General features: G+C 36.1%; 24 protein-coding genes and 2 other annotated features. Of the genes, 2 read left to right on the top strand and 22 right to left on the bottom strand.

The genetic code is table 11. From position 1 onward, the window contains the following. Positions 1 to 45: 45 nt before the first annotated feature. A complete protein-coding gene (locus AZF04_RS09660) occupies positions 46 to 804 on the bottom strand; it encodes a TrmH family RNA methyltransferase (protein ID WP_061948528.1) in 759 nt (252 codons plus the stop codon). Positions 805 to 917: 113 nt separating this feature from the next. Between AZF04_RS09660 and sspI the strand changes: the two genes are divergently transcribed. Then, positions 918 to 1,124: a small acid-soluble spore protein SspI gene (sspI, locus tag AZF04_RS09655; RefSeq protein WP_045480770.1), complete on the top strand. Its 207-nt coding sequence runs from the start codon at positions 918 to 920 to the stop codon at positions 1,122 to 1,124. Between the two features lie 73 nt (positions 1,125 to 1,197). Here the strand turns inward: sspI and AZF04_RS09650 are convergent, their stop codons facing one another. Next, complete coding sequence (locus AZF04_RS09650) at positions 1,198 to 1,524, bottom strand: hypothetical protein (protein WP_061948527.1); 327 nt, start codon at positions 1,522 to 1,524, stop codon at positions 1,198 to 1,200. A 590-nt stretch (positions 1,525 to 2,114) separates the two neighbouring features. Beyond that, the gene (locus tag AZF04_RS09645) at positions 2,115 to 3,200 is read right to left on the bottom strand and encodes a M42 family metallopeptidase (RefSeq protein ID WP_061948526.1); all 1,086 of its coding nucleotides are present in this window, start codon (positions 3,198 to 3,200) and stop codon (positions 2,115 to 2,117) included. A 283-nt stretch (positions 3,201 to 3,483) separates the two neighbouring features. Between AZF04_RS09645 and AZF04_RS09640 the strand changes: the two genes are divergently transcribed. Beyond that, positions 3,484 to 3,879, top strand: a complete 396-nt coding sequence (locus tag AZF04_RS09640; RefSeq protein ID WP_061948525.1) for a hypothetical protein — start codon at positions 3,484 to 3,486, stop codon at positions 3,877 to 3,879. A gap of 214 nt (positions 3,880 to 4,093) precedes the next feature. Here AZF04_RS09640 and AZF04_RS09635 read toward each other — a convergent pair whose 3' ends face one another. From AZF04_RS09635 to hflK, 19 genes are all read right to left on the bottom strand, one after another. Then, complete coding sequence (locus tag AZF04_RS09635; RefSeq protein ID WP_061948524.1) at positions 4,094 to 4,660, bottom strand: VTT domain-containing protein; 567 nt, start codon at positions 4,658 to 4,660, stop codon at positions 4,094 to 4,096. Positions 4,661 to 4,703: 43 nt separating this feature from the next. Then, positions 4,704 to 4,967 carry a DUF1294 domain-containing protein gene (locus AZF04_RS09630; RefSeq protein ID WP_052340238.1) on the bottom strand — a complete coding sequence of 88 codons (264 nt, stop codon included), beginning with the start codon at positions 4,965 to 4,967 and terminating at the stop codon, positions 4,704 to 4,706. A 68-nt stretch (positions 4,968 to 5,035) separates the two neighbouring features. Continuing rightward, on the bottom strand, positions 5,036 to 5,395 hold the full coding sequence (rplT, locus tag AZF04_RS09625) for a 50S ribosomal protein L20 (protein ID WP_045489329.1): 360 nt from the start codon (positions 5,393 to 5,395) through the stop codon (positions 5,036 to 5,038). A gap of 36 nt (positions 5,396 to 5,431) precedes the next feature. Continuing rightward, positions 5,432 to 5,632 (bottom strand): 50S ribosomal protein L35, encoded by a 201-nt coding sequence (gene rpmI, locus AZF04_RS09620; RefSeq protein WP_045489332.1) that lies wholly within the window; start codon positions 5,630 to 5,632, stop codon positions 5,432 to 5,434. Positions 5,633 to 5,662: 30 nt separating this feature from the next. Then, positions 5,663 to 6,166: a translation initiation factor IF-3 gene (infC, locus tag AZF04_RS09615; protein WP_061948523.1), complete on the bottom strand. Its 504-nt coding sequence runs from the start codon at positions 6,164 to 6,166 to the stop codon at positions 5,663 to 5,665. Positions 6,167 to 6,249: 83 nt separating this feature from the next. After that, positions 6,250 to 6,374 (bottom strand) — a sequence feature (ribosomal protein L20 leader region). 198 nt (positions 6,375 to 6,572) lie between these two features. Next, positions 6,573 to 7,160, bottom strand: a complete 588-nt coding sequence (locus tag AZF04_RS09610; protein WP_061948522.1) for a PepSY domain-containing protein — start codon at positions 7,158 to 7,160, stop codon at positions 6,573 to 6,575. A gap of 372 nt (positions 7,161 to 7,532) precedes the next feature. Then, positions 7,533 to 9,464, bottom strand: a complete 1,932-nt coding sequence (gene thrS / locus AZF04_RS09605) for a threonine--tRNA ligase (RefSeq protein WP_061948521.1) — start codon at positions 9,462 to 9,464, stop codon at positions 7,533 to 7,535. 84 nt (positions 9,465 to 9,548) lie between these two features. After that, positions 9,549 to 9,785 (bottom strand) — a binding site (T-box leader). 63 nt (positions 9,786 to 9,848) lie between these two features. Further along, entirely contained in the window at positions 9,849 to 10,718 is an 870-nt protein-coding gene (gene ytxC / locus AZF04_RS09600) for a putative sporulation protein YtxC (protein WP_235599954.1), read from the bottom strand. A gap of 514 nt (positions 10,719 to 11,232) precedes the next feature. Further along, complete coding sequence (mqnC, locus tag AZF04_RS09595) at positions 11,233 to 12,345, bottom strand: cyclic dehypoxanthinyl futalosine synthase (RefSeq protein WP_061948520.1); 1,113 nt, start codon at positions 12,343 to 12,345, stop codon at positions 11,233 to 11,235. Between the two features lie 205 nt (positions 12,346 to 12,550). After that, positions 12,551 to 13,474 carry a primosomal protein DnaI gene (dnaI, locus tag AZF04_RS09590; protein ID WP_061948519.1) on the bottom strand — a complete coding sequence of 308 codons (924 nt, stop codon included), beginning with the start codon at positions 13,472 to 13,474 and terminating at the stop codon, positions 12,551 to 12,553. A gap of 24 nt (positions 13,475 to 13,498) precedes the next feature. After that, positions 13,499 to 14,917, bottom strand: a complete 1,419-nt coding sequence (locus tag AZF04_RS09585) for a replication initiation and membrane attachment family protein (protein ID WP_061948518.1) — start codon at positions 14,915 to 14,917, stop codon at positions 13,499 to 13,501. A 101-nt stretch (positions 14,918 to 15,018) separates the two neighbouring features. After that, positions 15,019 to 15,477: a transcriptional regulator NrdR gene (gene nrdR, locus AZF04_RS09580; RefSeq protein WP_045489355.1), complete on the bottom strand. Its 459-nt coding sequence runs from the start codon at positions 15,475 to 15,477 to the stop codon at positions 15,019 to 15,021. Positions 15,478 to 15,663: 186 nt separating this feature from the next. Beyond that, the gene (locus AZF04_RS09575; protein ID WP_235599953.1) at positions 15,664 to 16,104 is read right to left on the bottom strand and encodes a DUF1499 domain-containing protein; all 441 of its coding nucleotides are present in this window, start codon (positions 16,102 to 16,104) and stop codon (positions 15,664 to 15,666) included. A gap of 436 nt (positions 16,105 to 16,540) precedes the next feature. Continuing rightward, positions 16,541 to 17,134 carry a dephospho-CoA kinase gene (coaE, locus tag AZF04_RS09570; RefSeq protein WP_061948517.1) on the bottom strand — a complete coding sequence of 198 codons (594 nt, stop codon included), beginning with the start codon at positions 17,132 to 17,134 and terminating at the stop codon, positions 16,541 to 16,543. 19 nt (positions 17,135 to 17,153) lie between these two features. Further along, positions 17,154 to 17,780, bottom strand: a complete 627-nt coding sequence (gene ytaF, locus AZF04_RS09565) for a sporulation membrane protein YtaF (protein ID WP_045489362.1) — start codon at positions 17,778 to 17,780, stop codon at positions 17,154 to 17,156. 70 nt (positions 17,781 to 17,850) lie between these two features. After that, on the bottom strand, positions 17,851 to 18,675 hold the full coding sequence (gene mutM, locus AZF04_RS09560) for a DNA-formamidopyrimidine glycosylase (RefSeq protein WP_061948516.1): 825 nt from the start codon (positions 18,673 to 18,675) through the stop codon (positions 17,851 to 17,853). 11 nt (positions 18,676 to 18,686) lie between these two features. After that, positions 18,687 to 21,317 carry a DNA polymerase I gene (gene polA / locus AZF04_RS09555; protein WP_061948515.1) on the bottom strand — a complete coding sequence of 877 codons (2,631 nt, stop codon included), beginning with the start codon at positions 21,315 to 21,317 and terminating at the stop codon, positions 18,687 to 18,689. 239 nt (positions 21,318 to 21,556) lie between these two features. Next, entirely contained in the window at positions 21,557 to 22,498 is a 942-nt protein-coding gene (gene hflC / locus AZF04_RS09545; protein WP_045489370.1) for a protease modulator HflC, read from the bottom strand. After that, positions 22,491 to 23,489, bottom strand: a complete 999-nt coding sequence (hflK, locus tag AZF04_RS09540; RefSeq protein WP_064504090.1) for an FtsH protease activity modulator HflK — start codon at positions 23,487 to 23,489, stop codon at positions 22,491 to 22,493. The genes hflC and hflK overlap by 8 nt, the downstream gene beginning before the upstream one ends. Positions 23,490 to 23,965 lie beyond the last annotated feature (476 nt).

Genomic DNA, 23,965 nt, shown 5'->3' with positions numbered 1-23,965 from the left:
TTATAGGGAAACTTAGCGTTTGTTGCAACCATGTTTGTCATTTTATTAAGAACTTTTAAAGTAATACATTAAAATCCCTGACGCCACAGCAACATTCAATGATTGCGATTGACCTAAAATAGGAATATACACATTTTCTTGGCATTCATTTAAAAGCTCCTTCGCTACCCCTTCTCCTTCATTTCCAACGATTAAGGCAAAGGATTTAGGGACCTGGATCGACGTATATTCGAGCGCTCCGTGAATAGCGGTTCCAAAAACAGGCATATTGGCCGCTTTGACTTCTTGAATCATTTTTAGTAAAGTTCCTTGAATAATTGGGAGATGAAAAAGTGCTCCTTGTGTTCCTCGAATCACCTTACTATTATATAAATCTGCACAACCATCACCTAAAACAACCCCTGTCATTCCACACGCTTCTGCTGTCCGAATCATCGTACCGACATTCCCAGGATCCTGAACACGATCAATGAGTAACCATTGTCCTGTAGTTGCCATTTTATCCGGTAAGCTTGGTTTTTTTAGAATGGCTATTACTCCTTGTGGGGTTGGGGTTTCGGTTAACTCTTTCAACACTTGCTTTGTAACCATAATTAAGGGCTGACGAGAGTCTGTCCACTTTTGCGGTATTTCCATATCGTCTGTAATTAAAATGGCCTCCATCACTAGATTCGCCTTCATCGCTTCCTCTACTAGATGAAAGCCTTCCACGATAAATTTCCCCGCTTTATCTCTACCTTTTTTTGATTGAAGCTTTTTCCAATTTTTAATTTGTTCATTTTTGACCGATTCAATTCGTTTCATACTTGCACTCCTTCTATCTAATGTTTCCATCATACCATTTTTTTGTTCATAATCTAGTGTCATATGGGCAAACTATTATTGTTATCCTCAAAATTAGAAAGGAGTATACAAATATGAACTTCAATTTACGTAATGCCATTATGGCCAATATCAAGGGAAGCACTGAACAGGATGTGGAGGCAACGATCGTTGATGCTCTTCAAAAGGGCGAAGAAAAAATGTTGCCTGGTCTTGGGGTTCTTTTTGAAGTGTATTGGAATCAAGCCAATGAAGAACAAAAATCCGAAATGTGTCAGCAAATTAGTGATGGTCTCCAATAACATCACAGTAACTCAATAAAATAAAATCATAATCAGACTGAGTACTCACGAACTGTGGAAACTTGGTCTTTTTTTATGCTTCTCTTTTTTCACAAAGCACATTCCATTTTTTCACCATCACAATAACGGTCCAATTTCTTACGAGCAGCACGAGTAAAAAGGTCATCCACATAAAAAACCAATAATTGAGTTCATTATTTTTTTCAACTATTAATTGATACACAATAACAAAAATCAAACTTAAAACGATTGTAATATACGAATTTTTATATGAATTAGAAATAATAACATTTCTTTGACTATAATCTTCCAGTTTATTTAAAGCCTTATATGAGAAATAATAGCTACATATTGAAAGTAAGGTGAATGTAAATATAACAAGTGTTTCTAAATAGAGCAAGAATATTCTCCTCTTTTCTTTTCCATCTGTACAAATGTATTGCATAACCTTAAAGAAATTATACACTGTAAACTTTACGAGGACTTTTTAGAAATGTTTCATTTTTCTTACGTATTTTTTCATACTTAAACCCATTTAATGAAAGCGGAATGATTAGGTTTTGATTTCCACTTCAGGTAGATGCTTTCCCAAGGGCTTGTCTTCAGCTAACTCTGACTACGCAGAGCTTCGTCAGAGTGGATCTTCACACGGCGCTGATCCTTTGGGAGTCACTACTTACCGTTACAATCTACAAGCTGATCATAAATAGTTAGGACATTTTTATAATAATAGTTCGATTTCGTTCACTAAAAAAGCAATGATGAATTAGACTCACTTAATAAAGAAACTCTTCTCCTTACAAAATCATAAAAATCAAAAAGAAAACCCTTCTTATTAAGATTACTTAGAATGAGTTAGCTCTGATGTAAAACAACAAAAAAACACCTTTAAGCATTTGTTCATTCGAACATTACTTGAAAGGTGTCTCGATTCTCTTATTCAATATAATAGCCTCTACCAGCAAAAAGCTCTGTGCTGAGTTCGACTATTTAATTATAAGTGATTTTTTCTACTGTTTCTTTATCCAGTTTTTTAATAACCTCTGTTATAAGCTTGACCGTATTTTCGTAATCATCACGATGTAGCATAGCGGCATGAGTATGAATATAACGTGTTGGAACAGTTATCGATAATGCGGGTACTCCATTTGCTGTTAAATGAATCGCACCTGAATCCGTTCCTCCTCCTGGCATCAAATCAAATTGATACGGGATATTACACTCGTCTGCCGTATTCGTCACAAAATCTCTTAAGTCTTTATGTCCAATCATTGAGGCATCATATAAAACGATTTGAGGTCCATCGCCCATTTTAGCTAAGGCTTCCTTTGCCGTTACACCAGGTGTATCTCCAGCAATTCCAACATCTACTCCGAAGCCAATATCAGGCTGAATTAAATGAGCGGAAGTTCTTGCTCCTCTTAATCCTACCTCCTCTTGTATCGTTCCTACTCCATATACAATATTAGGATGCTGTTCGTCCTTTAGAGACTTTAGAACATCTATTGCAATTGCACAACCGATACGATTATCCCAGGCTTTAGCCATTAATAACTTTTCATTTTTCATGACTGTAAACTCACATACAGGCACTACTGAATCGCCAGGTCTAACACCAAATTCGATCGCTTCTTCTTTGCTTGTAGCACCAATATCAATAAACATTTCTTTTTTATCAACTGATTTTTTTCTAGCCTCAGCTGGTAAAATATGTGGAGGTTTTGAGCCGATTACTCCAGGAATATTTCCTTCCTTCGTCATAATCGTTACTCGTTGAGCGAGCATAACCTGCTCCCACCAGCCTCCAACCGTTTGAAAGCTGAGAAAGCCTTTATCATCAATACTAGTGACCATAAAGCCGATTTCATCTAAATGCCCCGCTACCATAATCTTTGGACCATTTTCATCTCCTATTTTTTTTGCTACTAATGAGCCTAATCTATCCGTTTCGACTTCATCAGCATAAGGAGTTATGTATTGAGTCATAACCTCTCTAGCCTCTTTTTCATTACCAGAAATAGCATTAGCATCCGTTAAATCCTTTAGCATCTGTAATGTTTCATCTAATTTTGTCATTAGAAAACCTCCCTTTCCTTCTTCCTAAGTATAGTCAAAAGCTTTAAACAACTCAAACTAAAGCTAATGGGTTTAATCAAACGAATGTTGATCATGATTATTTTGACCAAATTGTACAGTTTACATTAGAATATAACTATTCATATTTTTACCTCATTCTATTAATATAATAATAGACCTAAAAAATTTTTTAAAAAAAAGCGCAACCAATCTTACTCTCGTTCGTATAGACTATAATAAAGGCTATTTTATATTTGACCCAGAACAGAAAGGGGCCATACACATGGGCGTTATATTATTTCGATTATTGCTTCTTATCGCCATTCTTGTAATTGCGTATAGTGCATTAAGATACCTTTTTCATCCTAGAAGAAAGCTAGAGGTTGCACATGATAAAAGACAATTTTTCTTTTTAGATGATGACAAAAATGTTCGAAAGAATTTTTTGGTTACCTATAAAGGAGTTATGTTTGAGGGAGAAAAATATTTAGGAACGACTAATGATTCTTTTCAAATTGTGTCTATTTATATGTGGGCAAGAAAAACAGAGAATTTAAAAGGTTTATCTCGTGAGGATTTTTCCTTTATTGAAGAGGATATTGCCCTTCGCTATCCTAATGCGAAAATTAATTGGAAAAGTCCTATCAAGGAACTTCTTACCGAACAAAAAAAGAAATAGTAAGAATATCATCCTTACCGCTACTTAAAACTTGAACTAGCAATGCTACCGCTAACATAATCAAATAAAAAAAGTCCGGGTCAATTCTCGGGCTTTTTTAGCTTTTTCTCTTTTAATAAATACCTATTGAATGCTGTAAAATAGGCTGCAGTTAAGCCAGTGTGCGCAAAGCCATCTACTTAACGGATACTTCCTTCCAACCTTTACTCAAACGCTAGGACGTAAAAAAATCATTCCATTTAATAACCACTTGTTTTTTCCTCGAAAAGAGAAAGCTAATAAGTAAAAGTAAGGTAAGAGCTATTGCACTATATAAAGGCATTTGATGGATTATATCTCCAAAGGCTGTAAAAATGATAGCTGGTGGCAAAATAAACAAAAAAGAACGAAATATATATTGCTGGTAGTTCTGAGTAGATTCATAGACATATAGAGAAACGATATGAAAGTGAATAAATGGTATCATTCTCATAATCATTAGCTGACTATTACTAAGCTCTCTATTTTTTCCAAGTAACTTTACTTTAATGGTCAAAAGTTTTTGCTCCATACTTGGGAAAATCTTAAGAAGCCAATAAAATAATGCACTCGTTATTCCTAACCCTATGATAGAAAAAATAGAGCCGTATCCTAATCCAAATAGATAGCCGCCGATCATACAAGTAATTAAAACCGGTATGAAAAGAAAGGGTCTTATTAAATGCAATAAAATAAAAAATAAAGGTGCAATCCATCCACTTTTTTCAATCATCTGTGTTGCTACCTCTATTTTCTCATGCATTCATAATCCCTCCTATGCCTTTACTAATATCATATGCTTGGCTTTAAAGGATCATGAAAAGGATTAGAACAAACTGTAACAAAAGTAAGACTGGAATTCCAACGGAAAATCGTTTATGTAACGTTTTATGGCGATACACTTTCATCGCATTAAAAACCCCAAAGCTGCCCCCTAACAATGCAATGATAAAAAGGGCTTTTTCGGGAATTCTCCTTTGCTTTTTTTGGGCTCTGCGCTTATCTTGTCCCATAACAGAGTAACCGATAAAATTAATGATCACTAAGTAAGCGGCCAATGCTGTCATCATTTTTTTACACCTCAATTGCTGTTTTTTTTTGTTAAAAAAAGCGTAGACAATGTCTACGCTCCTTTATGTTATGCATTTAAACTTGCTTTTGCTTTCTCAGCAAGCTCTGTAAAAGCTTTTTCATCATTAATAGCTAAATCAGCAAGGATTTTACGATTCACGTTAATTTCTGCTAATTTTAATCCGTGCATTAAACGGCTGTAAGAAAGACCGTTAATACGAGCAGCCGCATTGATACGTGTAATCCAGATTTTACGGAAGTCACGTTTCTTTTGACGACGATCACGGTATGCATATTGTAAGGACTTCATTACTTGTCCTTGTGCAGATTTAAATAATGTATGTTTTGAACCGAAATAACCTTTTGCTAACTTTAACACCTTTTTGCGACGACGACGCGCAACATAACCGCCTTTAACTCTTGGCATTGAAGTTACCTCCTTTTTTTATCCGAAGCGAATTAATTATTTTTTGTAAGTTAACATTTGACGAATACGTTTGAAATCGCCTGAGTGTACAATAGCAGATTTTCTTAATTTACGTTTCTGCTTCTGAGATTTATGACCGAACATATGGCTTGTGAATGCGTGAGCACGCTTAAGCTTTCCAGTTCCAGTCTTTTTAAAACGCTTAGCAGCGCCTCTGTGTGTTTTCATTTTAGGCATAACAGAAGTCCTCCTTTGTCAAGTTCAATCTTACTTTTCAACTTTAGGTGCTAAGATTAAGAACATACTACGTCCTTCCATCTTAGGTTTCGATTCCACAACTGCCACATCTTCACATTCCTTAGCTAAACGCTCTAAAACGTCTTTACCAATCTGTGAATGTGTAATAGCACGTCCACGGAAACGAATGGCCGCTTTTACTTTATCCCCTTTTTCGAGGAATTTGCGGGCATTACGAAGCTTAGTATTAAAGTCATTATCTTCAATGGTTGGGCTCAAACGAACTTCCTTAACATTAATGATTTTTTGCTTTTTACGTGCTTCTTTTTCTTTCTTTTGTTGCTCATAACGAAACTTTCCGTAGTCCATAATTCGACATACCGGTGGTTTTGCATTTGGAGCTACACAAACTAAATCAAGATTTACATTTTGTGCCATTTCTAACGCTTCAAATTTTGATTTCACACCAATTTGATCACCATTTGCTCCAATTAGTCGTACTTCACGAGCACGAATTCCTTCATTGACCAACATGTCTTTACTAATAATCAGCCACCTCCAAAAGATTTTAGCGGATCAAAGCAGTCATCCAAATGGATGATGTTATTAACTTAATCAGCAGAAAAAAAGTGTAGACGCAACACGCCCACACTTTGATCATTCACATTCATGAATCCCAATCATACCTGGCAACTACACATAGCGTCAATCAGGTGAGAAGCGGGCGCTTCTGCTTGCTTTGTTTCCTTCATTCAATTCGAAGTTAACTATAACATAGTCAATTTAAAAATGTCAACTCAAAAATGACCGACTTAGTTATTTTAACCAATATCCTAAATAAATGCAATGATAATTTAATATTTTTTCCAAAATTCATCTTTTTATTACATTTTTCTTAGTATTTCTGCTCGCTTTGAACGACACTTTTTACTCTTACATTCTAATCTTCTTTTCTTAACATTTCACCATTCGTCGCATCTAAAATGTAATCGATATCCTCACCGCTTGTCTCTTTTACTTCAACTTCAAAAATCTCCACATTGTTTTCTTTATACAATTGCCAACCTTCTATTTGACCATCCGTATCGTCAGCTACAATTTGCAGCAGCTCCTCAGGATTTAATATGTTTTCTAAATCTAGAATTTCAGATGCTAATTCATTCAAATCCTCTTGGTCGAGGGTTTCTTGCTCTTCTTTTAAAATCTCCTCTGTATTAGCGTCTATTTCTAGCTCATATTCCTTCACTTGATCTGTTCCTTGAATGTTATAATAAAGCACAGAAAAATCATTATCTAACTCTATCTCCGTAATATCATCAGCTTGGAAGTGTTCTTTAAAAATCTCCACGGCTTGTTTCCAGTCCACCTTTATTTCTTCAGTTCGAAGATCAGGTTTAGCATCCATTGTTTGCTCTTCTTCACTAGCTCCGCCACCTTCATCAACTGGGCTTTCATTGACATCAGGTGCACCATTATTACATCCAAAAAGTACGAAACTCGTTCCAATTACATACATCCATTTTTTCATCTTTATCTCACCTTTTTATTTTTTAATCTTCCACAAAGGCTCGATTTTAAAACTATTTTTTAAAAAATAAAGACAATCATCAGACATACTCTACTGTAAGGAAGCAGGTAATAAATCGTAGGAAAGAGACTGGGAAGAGAAAACCCTCCTTCTTAGGAAAAAGAAGGAGGATGTTTTTAAACGGGTAGATTCTCTATGATAGACGTATGATAGCGGACACATGGCACCGAGACTTCAGTGATAGGGGGTGGCCATGCTGAAATCTCTTTTAAAAAAGATAGTACTAGACAAAGAGTGCTGTGGGAAACGAGCAGCCGACCACCTAACATGAGTGTCATATATTCATTCATGTGTCCCAAATTTGAGTAATGATTATTTTTTTATTTCTATGCTAAGTTGATTGATAAACTCTTCTAAAGATAAGGAATCTGATTTTTGCTCTCCATATTTTCGAATATTGACAGCATTTGCTTCCACTTCTTTATCCCCTAAAACAAGCATATATGGTGTTTTCTGCATTTGAGCCTCACGAATTTTGTAGCCCAGCTTTTCGTCACGTTCATCGATTACCACTCTAGCTCCAATTGCTTGTAATTGCTCTTGTACCTTTTTCGCATAATCTAAATGAACATCTGGTGATACAGGTATTATTTGAGCCTGTACAGGGGCTAACCATGTTGGAAAGGCACCTTTATATTCTTCTAATAAAAAGGCTACGAAGCGCTCCATCGTAGAAACAACTCCACGGTGAACTACAACTGGGCGATGCTGCTGACCGTCCTCACCTACATACGTTAAGTCAAAGCGTTCTGGAAGTAAGAAATCCAACTGAACGGTTGAAAGGGTTTCATCCTTTCCTAGCGCTGTTCGAACTTGCACATCAAGTTTTGGACCATAAAAAGCCGCTTCTCCCTCTGCTTCATAATAATCTACATCTAGATCATCCATAGCTTCTTTTAACATAGCTTGCGCCTTATTCCACATATCATCATCGTCAAAGTACTTTTCTTTATCCTCCGGATCACGATAAGAAAGGCGGAATTGATATTCATTAATATCAAAATCTTTGTACACCTCTGTAATTAAATGCACAACTCTTATAAACTCTTCCTTAATTTGATCAGGTCGGCAAAAAATATGAGCATCATTTAAAGTCATTCCACGAACACGCTGAAGACCTGATACAGCACCTGACATTTCATAACGATGCATCATCCCAAGCTCAGCAATTCGTAATGGTAGTTGACGATAGCTACGCATATCTTGCTTATAAACCATCATATGGTGTGGGCAATTCATTGGACGAAGAACAAACTCTTCATTATCACGTTCCATTACTGGAAACATATCTTCCTGATAATGATCCCAATGACCAGAAGTCTTATAGAGCTCAGAGCTTCCTAAGATTGGCGTATAAACATGCTGATAGCCTAATCGTTCTTCTTTATCTACAATATATCTTTCAATAATTCTTCTGACCGTCGCTCCTTTAGGAAGCCATAGCGGTAGTCCTTGACCAACCTTTTGTGATAGAGCAAAGATACCTAGCTCTTTTCCTAGCTTACGATGATCTCTTTCTTTTGCTTCTTCTAATAGTCGTAAATGCTCTTTTAAGTCCTCTTTCGTGAAAAAGACCGTTCCATAAACTCGTTGTAGCATTTTATTTTTACTATCACCACGCCAATATGCTCCAGCAAGACTTAGCAGCTTGAATTCTTTTATTTTATTCGTAGACGGAACGTGAATACCACGACATAAATCAAAAAAATCACCTTGCTCATAAATCGTTACCTGCTCATTTTCTGGAATCGCTTCAATCAGCTCTAGCTTATAAGGATCATTGATTTCCTTAAAGCGACGAATGGCTTCATCACGGCTGACCTCTACTCTAGTAACAGGCAGATTTTCACCAATAATTTTTTTCATTTCCTTCTCGATTTTGATTAAATCTTCTGGAGTAAGATTTTCTTCAGCATCTATATCATAATAAAATCCACCTTCAATAACCGGTCCGACACCGAATTTCGTGTTTGGATATAAGCGCTTAATAGCTTGAGCCATCAAATGGGCTGTACTATGTCTCATGACCTCTAAAGCATCCTGACTTCCAGCTGTCAAAATCTCAATATCACCACTGTTTAATAAAGGAGTTGTTAAATCAACAAGCTCACCATTAAATTTACCAGCATACGCTTTTTTCTTTAAGCCAGGACTTATCGATTGTGCGATAGCCTCTGTAGAAATTCCTTTTTCAAACTCCTTTTTTGATCCATCAGGAAATTGAATTTCAATCTTTTCACTCATGTTATACACTCCCTTAATACATTTTATTAAAAGATGGATTTGCTCATTTACGGAAAAAAAGACATAAAAATAACCCGTCCCAAAATAAGGGACGAGTAATCGTCGTGTTTCCACCCTTTTTTTCAGTGTTCACTTACTTAGTAACACCGACTCCTCATACATGATAACGGAATGCGAGCCGGCAACAGCTAATTCATAAATGTTTCACTGCCGCAGTTCAGAGGTGGTAAAGCTTGATTCCATGTTAGGAAGCTCTCAGCTTTGCTTCCCTCTCTTATAAACCGGTTTATTCAAACTTCTTGTCCTCGTCCTTACTTCTGTCATGTGCAATATCCTTAATATGTAGTATTATAGGCAGTGTTTCTAACAAAAGCAAGTAGAACATTAATCATTTGTTTTTTCAAAGAAAAAATCTTGTAACGGCAGAACCTTTAAACCCTCTTGAAAAATTGCCTGTAAAGATACATTCACTCCATCATCTGGGTCCTCGGTAAATAATTTAACTTCCTTAGGTACTAGGCTCACTAAGGGACTAATCACCATTTCTTCAATATTCAGCCCATGCTCAAATATAAGATCGACTTCTAAATAAAATAAAATTTCCTCTTGTGTGATCTTTCGAAAGTTAGAGTCATAAAAAGTGAAATTCCGATCATGCAGCACATAAATTCTTTCGTATTTCGCTGGCGTATTCTTAAGGTAATATCGAAAATTTTCGATCATATTTTGATATTCCTGCTCTAGCATATATTCATCTATCGCCATCTCCACACAATCAATTAATAATTCTCCATATTCCTTTAAACGAAAAGTTAAGAATGGCTCATAATAGAAGGTCGTTCCTTCTTCAAGCGATTGAGCAAAGGTTTGATAAATATAACTAAAACGATCAAAATAAGGAAACATTGCTGGTAAATCTTCTCTATCTCCTTCTAAAATAGTTAAAGCGATTGTTAAAATTTGCTCTTTCTCTTCTTGGCTGCGGAAATAAAAGATATTTTCGATAATATCTAGTATCCACTCTTCTTCTTTTGACCCAATAACATAATCGGTTAGAACAGATGTAATAAGTGGATGAAAAGAATCATAAAAATTTACATGTTCATTAAGATATTGAAGTTGGATCGACTCTCCTCCATTTAAAGCAACCTTTGCTTCCAACCCAACCTTTGAAAATTTAGTAAAGTATGATTGCAATTGATAGTATAGTTGTTTGCAATGCTGCTCCTCTTCAAAGTGAATAGCTATCAACATCTATTCCTCCTTCTCTTGCAAGTAACGCCGTTCCAAAACTAAAAGCGACCCCACTCACTTCCATACAAAATTTATCCGAACTCTTTACTAATCAAGCCTACTTCCATCCTATGTTGACAGTTTGAAAACATGACAAGTTCCTAAAAAAATTGTGTAGCTTTTCAAATTACTAACATAACTTTCTCAATTATTCGTTTTAGCATTATGTTTGTATGGTATCGCCTAAAGCTGGTACAAAAGCTTTTTTCAAAAGATTTATGTAACGAAACGTGAGATGGATGCAAACGCAAATATCCTCCTTCTTATTATAAAGAAGGAGGATATTTATAGACTCTCTATGAAATTCTTAATCTAGCGAATCGACTTTTTATAAAAAGGTTAGTTTGGCAGCACATCACCGGACGCGGAGTGCCTTGAGGAAGAGAACGGCCTGAGCACCTAAATCTGTGGAATTCCATATTCATGAATATGGTTCCAGCCTCTTCCAGCCCCAATCGTTTTCTTAAAATGAAGACTAGTTTTGCATAATAAAATCTTTTTCAGCTGTTTCATTTTCTTCGAATCGACGAATGATTTCATAAGAAGTATTCCGTTGAGCTGGGATTTTACCAGCTTCACGAATGAGCTGTAGAGTTTGATTGGTGTTTACTTTATGAGTAGTATTAGCTGCTGATACAACATTTTCCTCCATCATTGTGCTTCCAAAGTCATTGCAGCCATATTGAAGAGAAAGCTTTCCTACCTCTGGTCCCATCGTCACCCATGATGATTGGAAATTCTTAATGTTATCTAAGAATATACGCGATATAGCCACATTTTTTAAATAGTCACGTGGAGTCAATTTCTTGTATTTACGAAGCGCTGTATTTTCAGGCTGTAATAGCCAGGAAATATAAGCTGTAAAACAGCCGGTTTCATCCTGTGCATCACGAACTCTTTGCATGTGTAGAGCACGCTCTTCATAGGATTCACCAAAGCCAATAACCATTGTAGCCGTACCAAACATCCCCACTTTTTTGGTTGCCTTCATCGCATCGAGCCACTGGTCAGAGGTTACCTTTAAACGACTAACACGCAGTCTCGTTTCCTCTGTTAAAATTTCAGCTCCACCACCCGGCATACTATCTAGTCCAGCTTTATGTAATTCCGATAATACTTCCTCAATGGATAGATTAGATACCTCTGCAATTTTCCAAATTTCTGCTGGTGAAAATGAATGCATCCAAATAGACGGAAATCTCTTTTTAATGCCTTTTAATAAATCTGTATAATAATCAAGCTTTAAGTCTGGATTCGTTCCGCCCTGCATGAGTATTTCTGTACCACCCACATCTAGAGTTTCCTGTACTTTGCGATAAATAACCTCATTGTCTAATACATAGCCCTCTTTAGAATTGGGAGGACGGTAAAAGGCACAAAAACTGCAATACGTATCACAAAAGTTTGTATAGTTAACATTACGACCAATGACAAAGGTTGTAACTGGCTCTGGATGCCACTTTTTCATTATCTCGTTAGCAACCTCACCGATTCTTTCCACTTCATCACTTTCATAGAGTTTCACGGCATCATCCATTGAAATACGTTCACCATTCAATGCACGATTAAGTATTGTATCGATGCTCATGATTTTTAACCCCCATCTATCAATCTAGGATATGTTCATCGTATCACAAATAATGATATTCGGAAAGAGAACAGTCTTATAATCATGATGCTTTAAAGGACCTTAGAATGTACTTTTTTTAGAAAAACAACACCATAGTCATCTCTGTACTAATGAGTCGTCATCAATCATTTTGATACTATACTAAAGAAAAAAACCACCCATATCAACGGCGGTTTTTCCCTTTAACTTCTACAGCTCTTGAAAAATGTCGAATTCTCTCCATAATTCTTTTTGCTTTTAATTCTTCAATTCCACCTTTATTTGAAAAAGATAAGTGATTCTCTAATTCATCATAATCAAAATTAGATGTAAATAAGGTCGGTAGCTTCTCTAGCATCCGATGCTGAAGAATAGCCCCTAAAATATCATCACGAATCCAAGCAGACATCGTTTCGGCTCCAATATCATCTAGAATTAAAACCGACGATGTTTTTAAAGCCTCTAGCTTCTCTTGTAAGGATCCATCACCGATAGCCTGTTTCATTTCGCGAAAAAAGTCAGGTGTATAAACAATGAATGTTTCAATGTGCCGTTTTTTCAAACGATTAGCAATGGCTCCCATTATATAGGTTTTACCGACACCAAAACGACCATAAAGATATAGTCCATTTCCATCCTCACCCGGCCGTACATTCTCTGCAAAGTCTAAAGCCTTCACACATGCTTCTTCTCTTGATTCATCAATATCAAGAGATTCAAAAGAGGATTGTAAAATTTCCTTTGGTACATATAGTGATTGAATTAATTGATTTTGTTTTTTTTGCTGCTCTTCATCTAGCTTTAAGGAACAAGGATGATAGGTCAGCTCTAATGCTTCTCGATTGACCGTGATATCAGGCTGATATCCTTTCATCATATTAGGACATGCTTGTAATCCTGGACACTCTTGACAATTTTGATGCTCCTTCTTATATTCAAAAAGCTTAATTAAACTATTATCTAGTACTTTCTCCGTTATATTAGGCTTATTTTGCAGTGCTGATACAATCAAAGGATCACGTAATAATTCTACTCTTAAATGATGAATAGATTCATTGATTTGCGGGTTAGGCTTCCATGAATTCAAGGCAGATTGAATTGATTTCATATCTACACCTCCTTACTAAAAAAATTAGTCACGATTATATTGTTTAAGCATTTTCTCAAATCTCTCTTTTGCATTTGAGGCTGCTTGCTTCTGTGATTCCGTATTTTCTTGACTTTCCTCTACTTTATTTTTTTGCTGCTTCTCTTCTATTAACCATTTTGGTAGCTGTTCTTGCCTAATCTGCGGCTGATGACTAGAGTAGCGTTTTGAATGATTTTGTGTATTCTTCTTCTTTTCCTGCTCCATGCGAGCAAGAGTCATCGCTTCTGGGACCGTCTTAACCTTTTTTCTTGCCCAATGGGCACCAATTTTCTCAATAAAGGCTTTCGATAGCTTCATATCATTTTGCCACAAAACATAATCTACTAATACATTTATGACCCCTGGATTAAGGTGGTGATCGATAAACAGAGATTCTATAATTTTCAAATCGGCTAAAGCTGGTTTAGCTCCATCCGATCGGATTTCTAATAGAATAAAAGGAGCGGTTGTCTCATAGAAATGGATGGTTTGCTCTTCTTCGGTTTTCAACTCTTTTTCTTTTGTTACTCGTTGATTGAGCGGTTGTGTTTTCATTCCTAGTGAAGGTGGCTCATTTCCATGCTCTACTTTATACCAGTCCTGACATTTTTTCCTTAACTCATCAAGCTGAATCACATCATCCTGAACCATTGCTTTAGATATGATTTGACTCATTTCTAAAGGTGAAATTTGATAGATGAATGCTAAACGAATAATTAAAGAACGAACTTCATCTGTTAATGCCTCCTCTGGAACAATTAAAGAGGATAAATCATTTTTCATTAAATCAAAATCGAAATCATTCTCTGTAAATGCTAAATCCGATTCTCTCTCTTGATTTAGAAGTTGCCTTTCATTTCCCACTTGAAGGGTTTCAGCCGTTTCAGATTGAAGATTAGCAACAATTTCTGAATGATGCAAGGAAGTAAATACTTCATCAAACGAATAGGTTAGCTCTTCATATTCTTCTTTCAAAAATGAAGCAACTGAAAAACGCTCTCGTAAAAGCCTAAATTGCTTTTTACCAATTCGATTAAGCAGGTATACACTTAACACATCGTCTGTTAAGAATCTCTGTGGTGACATAGGAGGCTGCAATTGATAAAGGTAGCTTGATTGCTTATCGTCCTTTTTTTTGAACGTTTTTAACAGTCCAATTGCTTCTAGCTTTTTCCTTTCCTCATAAATCGTTTGTAGAGGTAAAGACATTTGTGTCATCAACTGTCGATGTGCGTGTTCATCACTCCAATATTGGTCGCTCTCAAGCATTTGATACATCGTAATATATAGACTATGGGCCGTTGCCCCAACTAATGGCTGATATAATAACGTAAGCGCCTGGATATCGTTTTCTGTTAATTGAGTCAAAGTGCGGATCGAGAAAGAATCGACAGGCAATAATTGTTTCCAATGCCAACTCAAAAAAAGCCCCTCCCTTCATTTCTAATATATGTTTTCTTGAACAGCCAATCATGTGTAAAAAAGAGCCCTCAGCGTCTAGGCGCTTTAAGCTCTTTCAGCAATTAGCGGGGTTTATCCATTAATTCAGTCAGTTCTTTTATAAATACATTTATATCTTTAAATTGTCTGTATACAGAGGCAAAGCGAACATAAGCTACATCATCGATATCAGCTAATTGTTCCATCACGAATTCGCCAACATCATGACTTTGCACCTCATTTTTACCTTTTCCTCTTAATTCTCTTTCTACATTTGCAACGATACTTTCAAGAGTATCTAATGAAACAGAACGTTTTTCACAGGCACGAATTAAACCACGCAAAATCTTATCACGATTAAATTCCTGTCTTGTTCCATCTTTTTTCACAACAATCAATGGAATTTCTTCTACCATTTCGAAGGTTGTAAATCTCTGATTACACTCTTCGCATTCTCTTCTTCTTCTGATCGAACGACCTTCATGACTTGGTCTTGAATCTAATACCCTAGTACCGATATGATGACAAGTCGGACATCGCATATTACCATCTCCAGTTTTTAACCAAAACCTAATTTAGGTTATTTTTCTCTTTTAATCTGGAAAGCAAGTCATTACTATTCCTACTATAGGACGTTTCATTTAGAAGTATTTCTATGAGCTGTCCGAAAATATTTATGACCCTTCACTATTTCTATCATATAAAAAATTAAGAGATGTGACAAGCTACTAAAGTAGTTGATCTCCTAACCCTGTTCCAATAAAGCTTAGCTCTTTATCAAGCTGCTGATAAAATGATAGAAGAACCTTTCTACTTTTACCAAAATCTGAAGGTAATATAGAGTCCGTAGAAACCGAAAAATCTACTGCTGTTTTAAAAGGCTTGACCGTAATAACGGTTGCTACGATTAATTGTTTTTTTCCTTTTTTCTCATTCCCTACAATTTCACCACGATCTAATTCATAACGTTTAATACCAAAACCTTGATCTTTAATGACCTTTTCTACTGCTTTCATCACGTTTTCCTTTGAAGCCTTATAATATCTAGTTTTTAGTTCCTCTGTTTGATGCGCTTCTCTTGTTTCCGTTCGGTTACTTGAAATAAATACGATAAAATCACGAAAGCCCATACATTTCACCCATTTTCTCTTATGTAATACTATAATCATATCACATTCTGCTCATTTTTTGGACAAAAATCTGTCTCAGCACTAGATACTAAAAGGTCATCTCGGTGATCAGGTGAGCGCCTAACAAAGCCACTAGTCATTAAGAAATGCAAATCACACTCATACCAAAATCTTCTATTTATAAATAGAACGATAAAAAACGAAGAACTTTTTCCTAAATGAGGAACGTTCTTCGTTTTTTTAGAGAAAATGAGCGAATAGAAAATTGAAGAACACCTGAGGAATTGGCGCGTATCTGAAAAATTCAAGAGTGGGATTTATCCAGAGAGGAGACTGAAGTATTGCCCCCATTTCTCGTGTATTCTTACACTCCATCACCTTCCAATCATTCGCCATTTCCAAATCCAGCTTTTAAAGATGTCCCAGCTTACTTTCTCTTTCTTCAAGATTTTTTATTTATAAAATAGTGAGATGGTCAGCTCCACATTTTCAAAATCGTTTCGATTTGTTGATAGGTAGCTTCTAACGAACCATTGTTATCAATAATGGCGTCGGCTCGTTCCTTCTTATCGATTAATTTCCATTGTGAGTGGATGCGAGCTAATGCTGTTTCACGGTCGTATTGATTTCGTTGCATTAATCGCTCTAATTGTACGTTTTCGTCCACATAAACTAACAATACTTTATCGACCAAATAAAATAATTGACTTTCATAAAGCAATGGAATATCCATGACGATTTGTTGATAATTTTGCTTTTGATAGTGTTCCTTTTCTAAGAGCATTTGAGAGCGAACAGCAGGATGAACGATGTCATTAAGCTTCAAGCGTTTTTGCTCATCATCAAAAATAAGCTTGCCTAATTTTGGACGATTTATCTGTTTCGAAGACAATAAAATGTCAGCTCCAAAATGATTGATGATTTCTATATAAGCAGGCTGACCTGGCTCAACGACTTGCCTAGCAATCTGATCCGCATCAACTATTGGAATCTTTTTATTTTTTAAGTAGTTTGAAACGGTTGATTTACCGCTTGCAATTCCACCTGTTAAACCGATGATAAGTGACATAATTGTTACTCCTATTCCATCACAAGCTCGAGACACCTAATATAATTAAAAGTAGCCCCGGGATAAATGAGAATTTCTGCATCCAGTTTGAAGAAGAAAAATAATGTCCGAATTTCATTCCTACAGTGAGGAAAAGTGCACTCATACAAGCGACACAAATAGCTAATAAAAGAGGAGGGAATCCTATTAAGGCAGCTCCTATCCCTGCACCAAATGCGTCGAGAGATAAAGCTAATCCTAACAGGATCGCTTCTCTTCCACTTATCGTCCCTGAGTCATCTAAATCGGCTGACATAGGGTGTCTTAGCACACGTATAACAACACCTAATGTTTTAATTTCAAAATTTAAAATGACTTCCTTTTTCTCATTAGAAGCCTTTGGGTTTTTAATCACCTGATAAAGTGCCCAAGCGCCAATTAAAATTAAAATAATTCCGCCTAGTGAGCTAGCTACTTCTGGTGATACCCACTCTTGAATGAGGGATCCCATTCCCATAGAAATGAGTATAACAATAGCGGAGCAGCTAGCAATAAATAATAATGATTTAAATGGTAGCTTCATTTTCCTTAATCCATATGTTAATCCTACACCAAAGCTGTCTAAGCTTACTGCCAAAGTTAAGGCTAATAAAGAAAAAATAACCACTTCAGTTACGCTCCTTCCAATTCCAATCGTTTCTTACGATAGTATATGGAAAGAGCCTTTCCAAAGTACGTTATTTCTGACAGCTAGGACAATAATGAGTACCTCTTCCGCTTACAACCTTCTTTTCAATTTCATTCCCACAATGGTTACAAGGCTGACCTTTTCGTCCGTACACATCTAAACGTTGCTGAAACATTCCCATTTCACCTTGTCCGTTTACATAAGACTTAACGGAGCTACCCCCCATATCAACGGCTTCTTGTAAGGTTCCTTTAATTTTCTCGTGAAGAAGTGTAACCTCTAAATCCGTTAGACTGGACGCCTTTCTTTCTGGAAGTATTCCAGACCTAAATAATGCTTCATCTACATAAATATTACCCAAACCAACGACTGTTCTTTGATCTAATAAAACAGCTTTAACATTACGGGTGGTATTAGAAAAAGAATGTAATAAGATCGGTAATTGAAATTCCTCCGAAAACGGCTCAACACCTAATCCAGTCAAAGGTTCATTTAGAAATTCTTCTCCCTTTTTAAACACATGCATCGTCCCAAATTTCCGTACATCTTGATACCATAATTGACTATTATCGGTAAAGTGAAATACAACATGGGTATGCTTCGTTCGTTCCTCGCCATTTTTATAAAGCCCGTAACGACCTTCCATCCTTAGATGAGAGACTAATACAAAATCGTCCAGTTGAAATAAGATAAATTTACCACGACGCTCTATGCTTCGAATGCTTTGACCTATCAGTATGGTTTTAAACTGATGAGTATCATCTGGTTTTTTAATAATCCGTGGCCAAAAAATGTCGATTTCCTCTATTGTTTTTCCAACGATTAATTCGGTTAAAGTTCTTCTTACGGTTTCTACCTCAGGTAATTCAGGCATTTTTACTCTCCTTATTTAGCATCATACCAACTATCTCCAATTTCAGCCTCGACCTTAAGCGGCACCTTTAAGTCGAGAGCACTTTCCATCACTTGTTTTATCAGCTTCATTAATGACTCTTTTTCATCTTCTGGTGCTTCAAAGATTAATTCATCGTGAACTTGTAATAACATTTTGCTTTTAAACGAACCTTTTTCCATTTCCTTACCCATATCGACCATTGCCTTTTTAATAATATCAGCAGCCGTACCTTGAATAGGTGTATTCATCGCTGTTCGTTCAGCAAAGCTTCTTAAATTAAAATTGCGACTAGTAAGTTCTGGTAAGTATCTTCTTCTCTTTAATAAAGTTTCTACATACCCTTTTTCACGCGCCTCTTCAACCACATCATCCATGTAGGCCTTTACCTTTGGATAGCTTTTGAAGTATCGTTCGATAAATTCTGCTGCTTCCTTCCGAGTAATTCCCAAATTTTGTGATAATCCATAATCACTTATGCCATAAACGATCCCAAAATTTACCGCTTTCGCACTTCTTCTCATTTGACTTGTCACTTCTTCTTGAGAAACATGGAATACATCCATTGCTGTTTTTGTATGAACATCCATATCCTTCTCAAAAGCTTCTATCAATCCCTCATCTCCTGAAATATGAGCTAAGACACGTAGCTCTATTTGTGAATAATCTGCCGCGATTATTTTCCAATGGTCCTGAGATGCCACAAAAGCTTTTCTAATCTTTCTTCCCTCTTCTAATCGAATAGGTATATTTTGTAGGTTTGGATCGATCGAGCTTAGTCTTCCTGTTTGAGTGAGTGCTTGATTAAACCTTGTATGAATTTTACTTGAACCCTCTCTAATGACCTTTAACAAACCTTCAATGTAGGTAGAGTTTAGCTTCCCTAATTGACGATATAGGAGAATATGTTCAATAATGTCATGTTTGCCTGCGAGCTTTTCTAATACATCAGCCGAGGTTGAATAACCTGTTTTTGTTTTTTTAACAGGAGGCAATTCTAACTTTTCAAATAAAATTTGTCCTAATTGCTTAGGAGAATTAATATTAAACGACTCTCCTGCTAAAGAATGAATTTTTTCTTCAAGCGCGAGTAGCCTCTCCTCTAAATCTTCACCCATTTTCTCTAATTGCTCTTTATCAACCTTCACTCCTGTTATCTCCATTTTAGCTAATACAATAGAAAGTGGCATTTCTAAGTCAAAAAAGAGTTGCTCTTGCTCATTTTCCTTTAATTCTTTTTCAAGCATTTCTTTTAAATCAAAAGTGGCCTGCGCTTTTTTTACTAAATGCTGAGCTAAAATATCTTTCTCAGGTTGTTTAAGCTTGGCTCCTTTACCGTAAACAACATCATCTGCCTGTACTTTACCGACGTTTTTACGTTTCGTAATATCATCCATATCATGAGAGGAATGAGAAGGATCTAACAAATAGGAGGCCATCAATAAATCAAATTCGATTCCCTTTAGGTCAACACCTTGTTTCCCTAACAATACAACCGCTCTTTTGGCATCGAATACCCATTTCTTTTGGGATTCATCATTTAGCCATTTCTTAAACTCATCTGATCGAATCGCATTTTCCGGACTAATAAAATAGCGACCTGTTTGATTGACTAAGGAGAATCCGATTATTTCTCTATCATGATAGTGCTCATCTAAAACCTCTACAATCAATGACGAAGGAGAAACTAACTGCTCAGCGGTTACCTCTGTTAGCTCTTGATAAGATAACTCCTCCAATTCCTCGTTCGACGAAAATTCCTCATCAGGTGAAAATCTTTCCAATAGAGATTGAAACTCTAATTCTTTAAAAATAGAAACGACCTGTTCATTTTTGTAATTCCCAAATGATAATTCCTCTAATGGTGTACTTACCGGTACATCTAAAAAGATAGTCGCTAGCTCTTTACTCATCAAAGCTTGTTCTTTGTTTTCTGTTAATCGCTCTTTAAGCTTCTTACCCGAAATGCTATCAATAGAGTCTAATACATTTTCTATCGTTTCATATTCTTTTAATAATTTTAAAGCGGTTTTTTCTCCTACTCCTGGAACACCAGGAATATTGTCAGAGCTATCGCCCATTAAACCCTTCATATCAATAATACGAATGGGTTCAAATCCATATTTTTCTGTAATAGTCTCAGGAGTATACTCTTCTACTTGTGAGATACCTTTTTTCGTTAAGGCAACCGTTATGTTATCAGATACGAGTTGAAGTAAATCACGATCTCCTGTATAAACCTTCACTTGCCAATCCTTTTTTCCTGCTTTTTTGGCCAGCGTGCCGATTATATCATCAGCTTCATATTCGTCCACTTCAAACCTTTTGATTTGAAAGGCATCTAACACTTCTCGAAGCAGCGAGAATTGCTCAGACAATTCAGGGGGGGTTTTCTGTCTCCCACCTTTATATTCAGAAAATGTTTTATGGCGAAAGGTCGTTTTTCCTTTATCAAAAGCAACTAGCATATGAGTTGGTTGGTCATCTTCAATCATTTTCAAAAGCATCGTCGTAAAACCATAGACGGCATTCGTATAAACCCCTTTATCATTATTTAACAATGGTAATGCAAAAAAAGCACGGTAAGCAATACTATTTCCGTCAATTAAAATGAGCTTGTTCAAATTCAATCGCTCCTATTCTTTTTCTAATCTCGTACCAATATTGTAGCATAATGGACCTTAAAAACGAAAATAAGCCTATTCCTCTTACAACGGCATTATTTTTTACATAGAGAAGCTTGAAAAGCTGTTTATAAAAATATTTAGAATAGCTCTTCATATATCAAAAAAAGTTGGAAGGCTATAATTTAGCCATCCAACTCTTTAAAAATCGTGTATCTTAACCATTTTTTATTAAACTATTACTCGTACAAGCCCATTAGCAACCTTGTATACGGAGCATCTGCTGGTAACACGATTACTGTATCATTTCCTATGGTCTTTTTATAAGATTCTAATGTTCTGTATAAGCTATAAAATTCTATATCTTGACCAAATGCTTCGTTATAAATTCTAGCAGCCTCTGATTCACCTTCCGCGATAATTTCATTCGCATCGGCTGTAGCCGTAGCAACAATTTCTTGAACTCTCATATCTGTGCTTGCTCTAATTCTCGTTGCTTCCGCATCCCCTTCAGACAAGTAGTCTTGAGCTGTCGTTTGTCTTTCCGATATCATTCGGCGGTAAACAGCTTCTTCATTTTCCTCTGGTAGATCGGCTCTTTTCATACGAATATCGGATAATGTAATACCGTAATTTCCACTTTCTAAGCTTGCATTTACTCGTTCTCTTACTAATTCACTAACATTACCACGAGAGCTTTCTGATTCATCATTAATAATAGAATCAAAATCAAGCTGTCCTAGCTCAGCACGAATAGCAGAGAAAATAATTTCGCCCATAATCGCTTCCGCATTTTCAATCGTTCGTGCATTTGAAATCATTTGCTGAGGGCTTTCAATTCTCCATACGGCATAATAATCAGCTAGCATTCTTTTCTTATCTCGCGTATGGATTTCTGCCGTTGGAATATCATAAACGAGCTGATATTTTGGTAAAGTCGTAACGGTTTGAACAAATGGAATTTTATAACTTAATCCTGGCTCTCCTTCTATACGGACTACCTCTCCGAATTGACGAACCACTTTATATTCACCTTGTTCGACAATGAATAAATTGCTAATAATAACTGAGATTAACACAATCAATACAACAGCGGTCGCTCCTAATTGAACATACTTTCTCCAATTTTCGGGGACCTTTTTATCTTCTATATCAATTACATTATTGCGATCATCACTCATTGTTTTCTTCGCCTCCTTCATCATCAGATTGATTATTTAACGGTGGAGGATTCGAGGAAGAACCTTCATTGTTACGTTCGATCGGTCTTATTGGTAAATAATTAATCGTATCACTATTATTATCCATAATATAAATCTCTGTATCTGGTAAAATTTGCTCTAGAGTTTCAAGCATTAATCGTTGTCTAGTCACATCTGGATTGACTTGATATTCCTCAAATAGTGCATCAAATTTGGCAATATCTCCACGAGCTCTTTCCACTCGCTCAATTTTTTGCCCTTCTGCACGAGAAATAATTGCGTCCTTTTCACCTTCAGCTTCATTAATTAATTGATTCTCATACTTTTGTGCTTCATTAATTTTCGTTAAACGTTCTTCTCTTGCATCGGTCACTTCTGTAAATGCTCTTCTAACTTCTTGCGTTGGTAATTCAACATCCTGTAATTTTACATCTTGAATACTTATTCCAATTTGGTAAATTTCGACAAGGCTCACGAGGTTCTCAAAAACCTTCGCTTCTATTTCAGCTCGTTGATCGGTTAGTGCATCATCTATATTAGAGCTTCCTATTACTTCTCTTAATGAAGCAGATGCTGCATTATATAATACTTCTTCTGGCTTCTCTGTACTAAATAAAAATTGCTCAGGATCGCTAATTCTCCATTGAACAGCTAAATCTGCAAACACAATGAATTCATCACCCGTGATCATTTTTGCTTCGTTCGTAAATTCGACAACCTCTCCACCTTCTTCTTGATATCCAACTTGAAGGTTATAGGTTCCTCGAGATAATATTTCTACCTTTTGGATAGGCCAAGGTAATTTAAATTTTAGACCAGGCTCCGTTACGGTCTCTTCTACTTTTCCAAAAGTAATTAAAGCGGCTTGTTCGGATTCATCTACTATGTACCATCCTGTTACTAAAAACAGTGCTAACACCGCAATTACTATTAGAGAAGCAAAACCTGCTAATAGTTGCTTAATTGTCATGATATTCCCCTCTCCTTAATCAATCTCATTACTTCTACGTAATATCTATGCAATGAGTTTCACTTTTTTACAATAGATTTTACCTTCTTTTATAATAACACATTCTTTTTTGTGTTTTTTCGACAATTTCGCTGATCAAAAAAAGACGAAAGCAAAGGGGGGCTTTCGTCAAAATTAGGGGAATTTCTTTACAATACTTATAAGAATTGCTTCTTTTAAGCATCTAAGAAACCGTTCTTTTATATTGTAGACTAACTTTTTTAATTAAACATAAAGCTCGTGTAAATTATATGTAAAAAAGAGCAACCTAGGGAATTTTTTCTTGATAGAATCAAACTCATCATTCATTTCTTATAATRAAAAACGAACGRTTAGGTKTTTGATTTTCACTTTAGGTAGATGCTTTCCCAAGGGCTTGCCTTCAGCTAACTCTGACTATCCAGAGCGTCGTCAGAGTGGATCTTCAGACTGCGCTG

Origin of the sequence: Alkalihalobacillus trypoxylicola, assembly GCF_001590785.1 — a bacterium.
Classification (GTDB): domain Bacteria; phylum Bacillota; class Bacilli; order Bacillales; family Bacillaceae_D; genus Alkalihalobacillus; species Alkalihalobacillus trypoxylicola.
This window is presented reverse-complemented; position numbering and strand designations above follow the sequence as displayed.

What these genes read in the sequence shown, in the direction of transcription:
- AZF04_RS09660 (WP_061948528.1), bottom strand. Translation starts at nt 804, where the DNA reads ATGAAACGAATTGAATCGGTCAAAAATGAACAAATTAAAAATTGGAAA.
- sspI (WP_045480770.1), top strand. Translation starts at nt 918, where the DNA reads ATGAACTTCAATTTACGTAATGCCATTATGGCCAATATCAAGGGAAGC.
- AZF04_RS09645 (WP_061948526.1), bottom strand. Translation starts at nt 3,200, where the DNA reads ATGACAAAATTAGATGAAACATTACAGATGCTAAAGGATTTAACGGAT.
- AZF04_RS09640 (WP_061948525.1), top strand. Translation starts at nt 3,484, where the DNA reads ATGGGCGTTATATTATTTCGATTATTGCTTCTTATCGCCATTCTTGTA.
- AZF04_RS09635 (WP_061948524.1), bottom strand. Translation starts at nt 4,660, where the DNA reads ATGCATGAGAAAATAGAGGTAGCAACACAGATGATTGAAAAAAGTGGA.
- AZF04_RS09630 (WP_052340238.1), bottom strand. Translation starts at nt 4,967, where the DNA reads ATGATGACAGCATTGGCCGCTTACTTAGTGATCATTAATTTTATCGGT.
- rplT (WP_045489329.1), bottom strand. Translation starts at nt 5,395, where the DNA reads ATGCCAAGAGTTAAAGGCGGTTATGTTGCGCGTCGTCGTCGCAAAAAG.
- rpmI (WP_045489332.1), bottom strand. Translation starts at nt 5,632, where the DNA reads ATGCCTAAAATGAAAACACACAGAGGCGCTGCTAAGCGTTTTAAAAAG.
- infC (WP_061948523.1), bottom strand. Translation starts at nt 6,166, where the DNA reads ATGTTGGTCAATGAAGGAATTCGTGCTCGTGAAGTACGACTAATTGGA.
- AZF04_RS09610 (WP_061948522.1), bottom strand. Translation starts at nt 7,160, where the DNA reads ATGAAAAAATGGATGTATGTAATTGGAACGAGTTTCGTACTTTTTGGA.
- thrS (WP_061948521.1), bottom strand. Translation starts at nt 9,464, where the DNA reads ATGAGTGAAAAGATTGAAATTCAATTTCCTGATGGATCAAAAAAGGAG.
- ytxC (WP_235599954.1), bottom strand. Translation starts at nt 10,718, where the DNA reads ATGTTGATAGCTATTCACTTTGAAGAGGAGCAGCATTGCAAACAACTA.
- mqnC (WP_061948520.1), bottom strand. Translation starts at nt 12,345, where the DNA reads ATGAGCATCGATACAATACTTAATCGTGCATTGAATGGTGAACGTATT.
- dnaI (WP_061948519.1), bottom strand. Translation starts at nt 13,474, where the DNA reads ATGAAATCAATTCAATCTGCCTTGAATTCATGGAAGCCTAACCCGCAA.
- nrdR (WP_045489355.1), bottom strand. Translation starts at nt 15,477, where the DNA reads ATGCGATGTCCGACTTGTCATCATATCGGTACTAGGGTATTAGATTCA.
- AZF04_RS09575 (WP_235599953.1), bottom strand. Translation starts at nt 16,104, where the DNA reads ATGATTATAGTATTACATAAGAGAAAATGGGTGAAATGTATGGGCTTT.
- coaE (WP_061948517.1), bottom strand. Translation starts at nt 17,134, where the DNA reads ATGTCACTTATCATCGGTTTAACAGGTGGAATTGCAAGCGGTAAATCA.
- mutM (WP_061948516.1), bottom strand. Translation starts at nt 18,675, where the DNA reads ATGCCTGAATTACCTGAGGTAGAAACCGTAAGAAGAACTTTAACCGAA.
- hflC (WP_045489370.1), bottom strand. Translation starts at nt 22,498, where the DNA reads ATGAGTGATGATCGCAATAATGTAATTGATATAGAAGATAAAAAGGTC.
- hflK (WP_064504090.1), bottom strand. Translation starts at nt 23,489, where the DNA reads ATGACAATTAAGCAACTATTAGCAGGTTTTGCTTCTCTAATAGTAATT.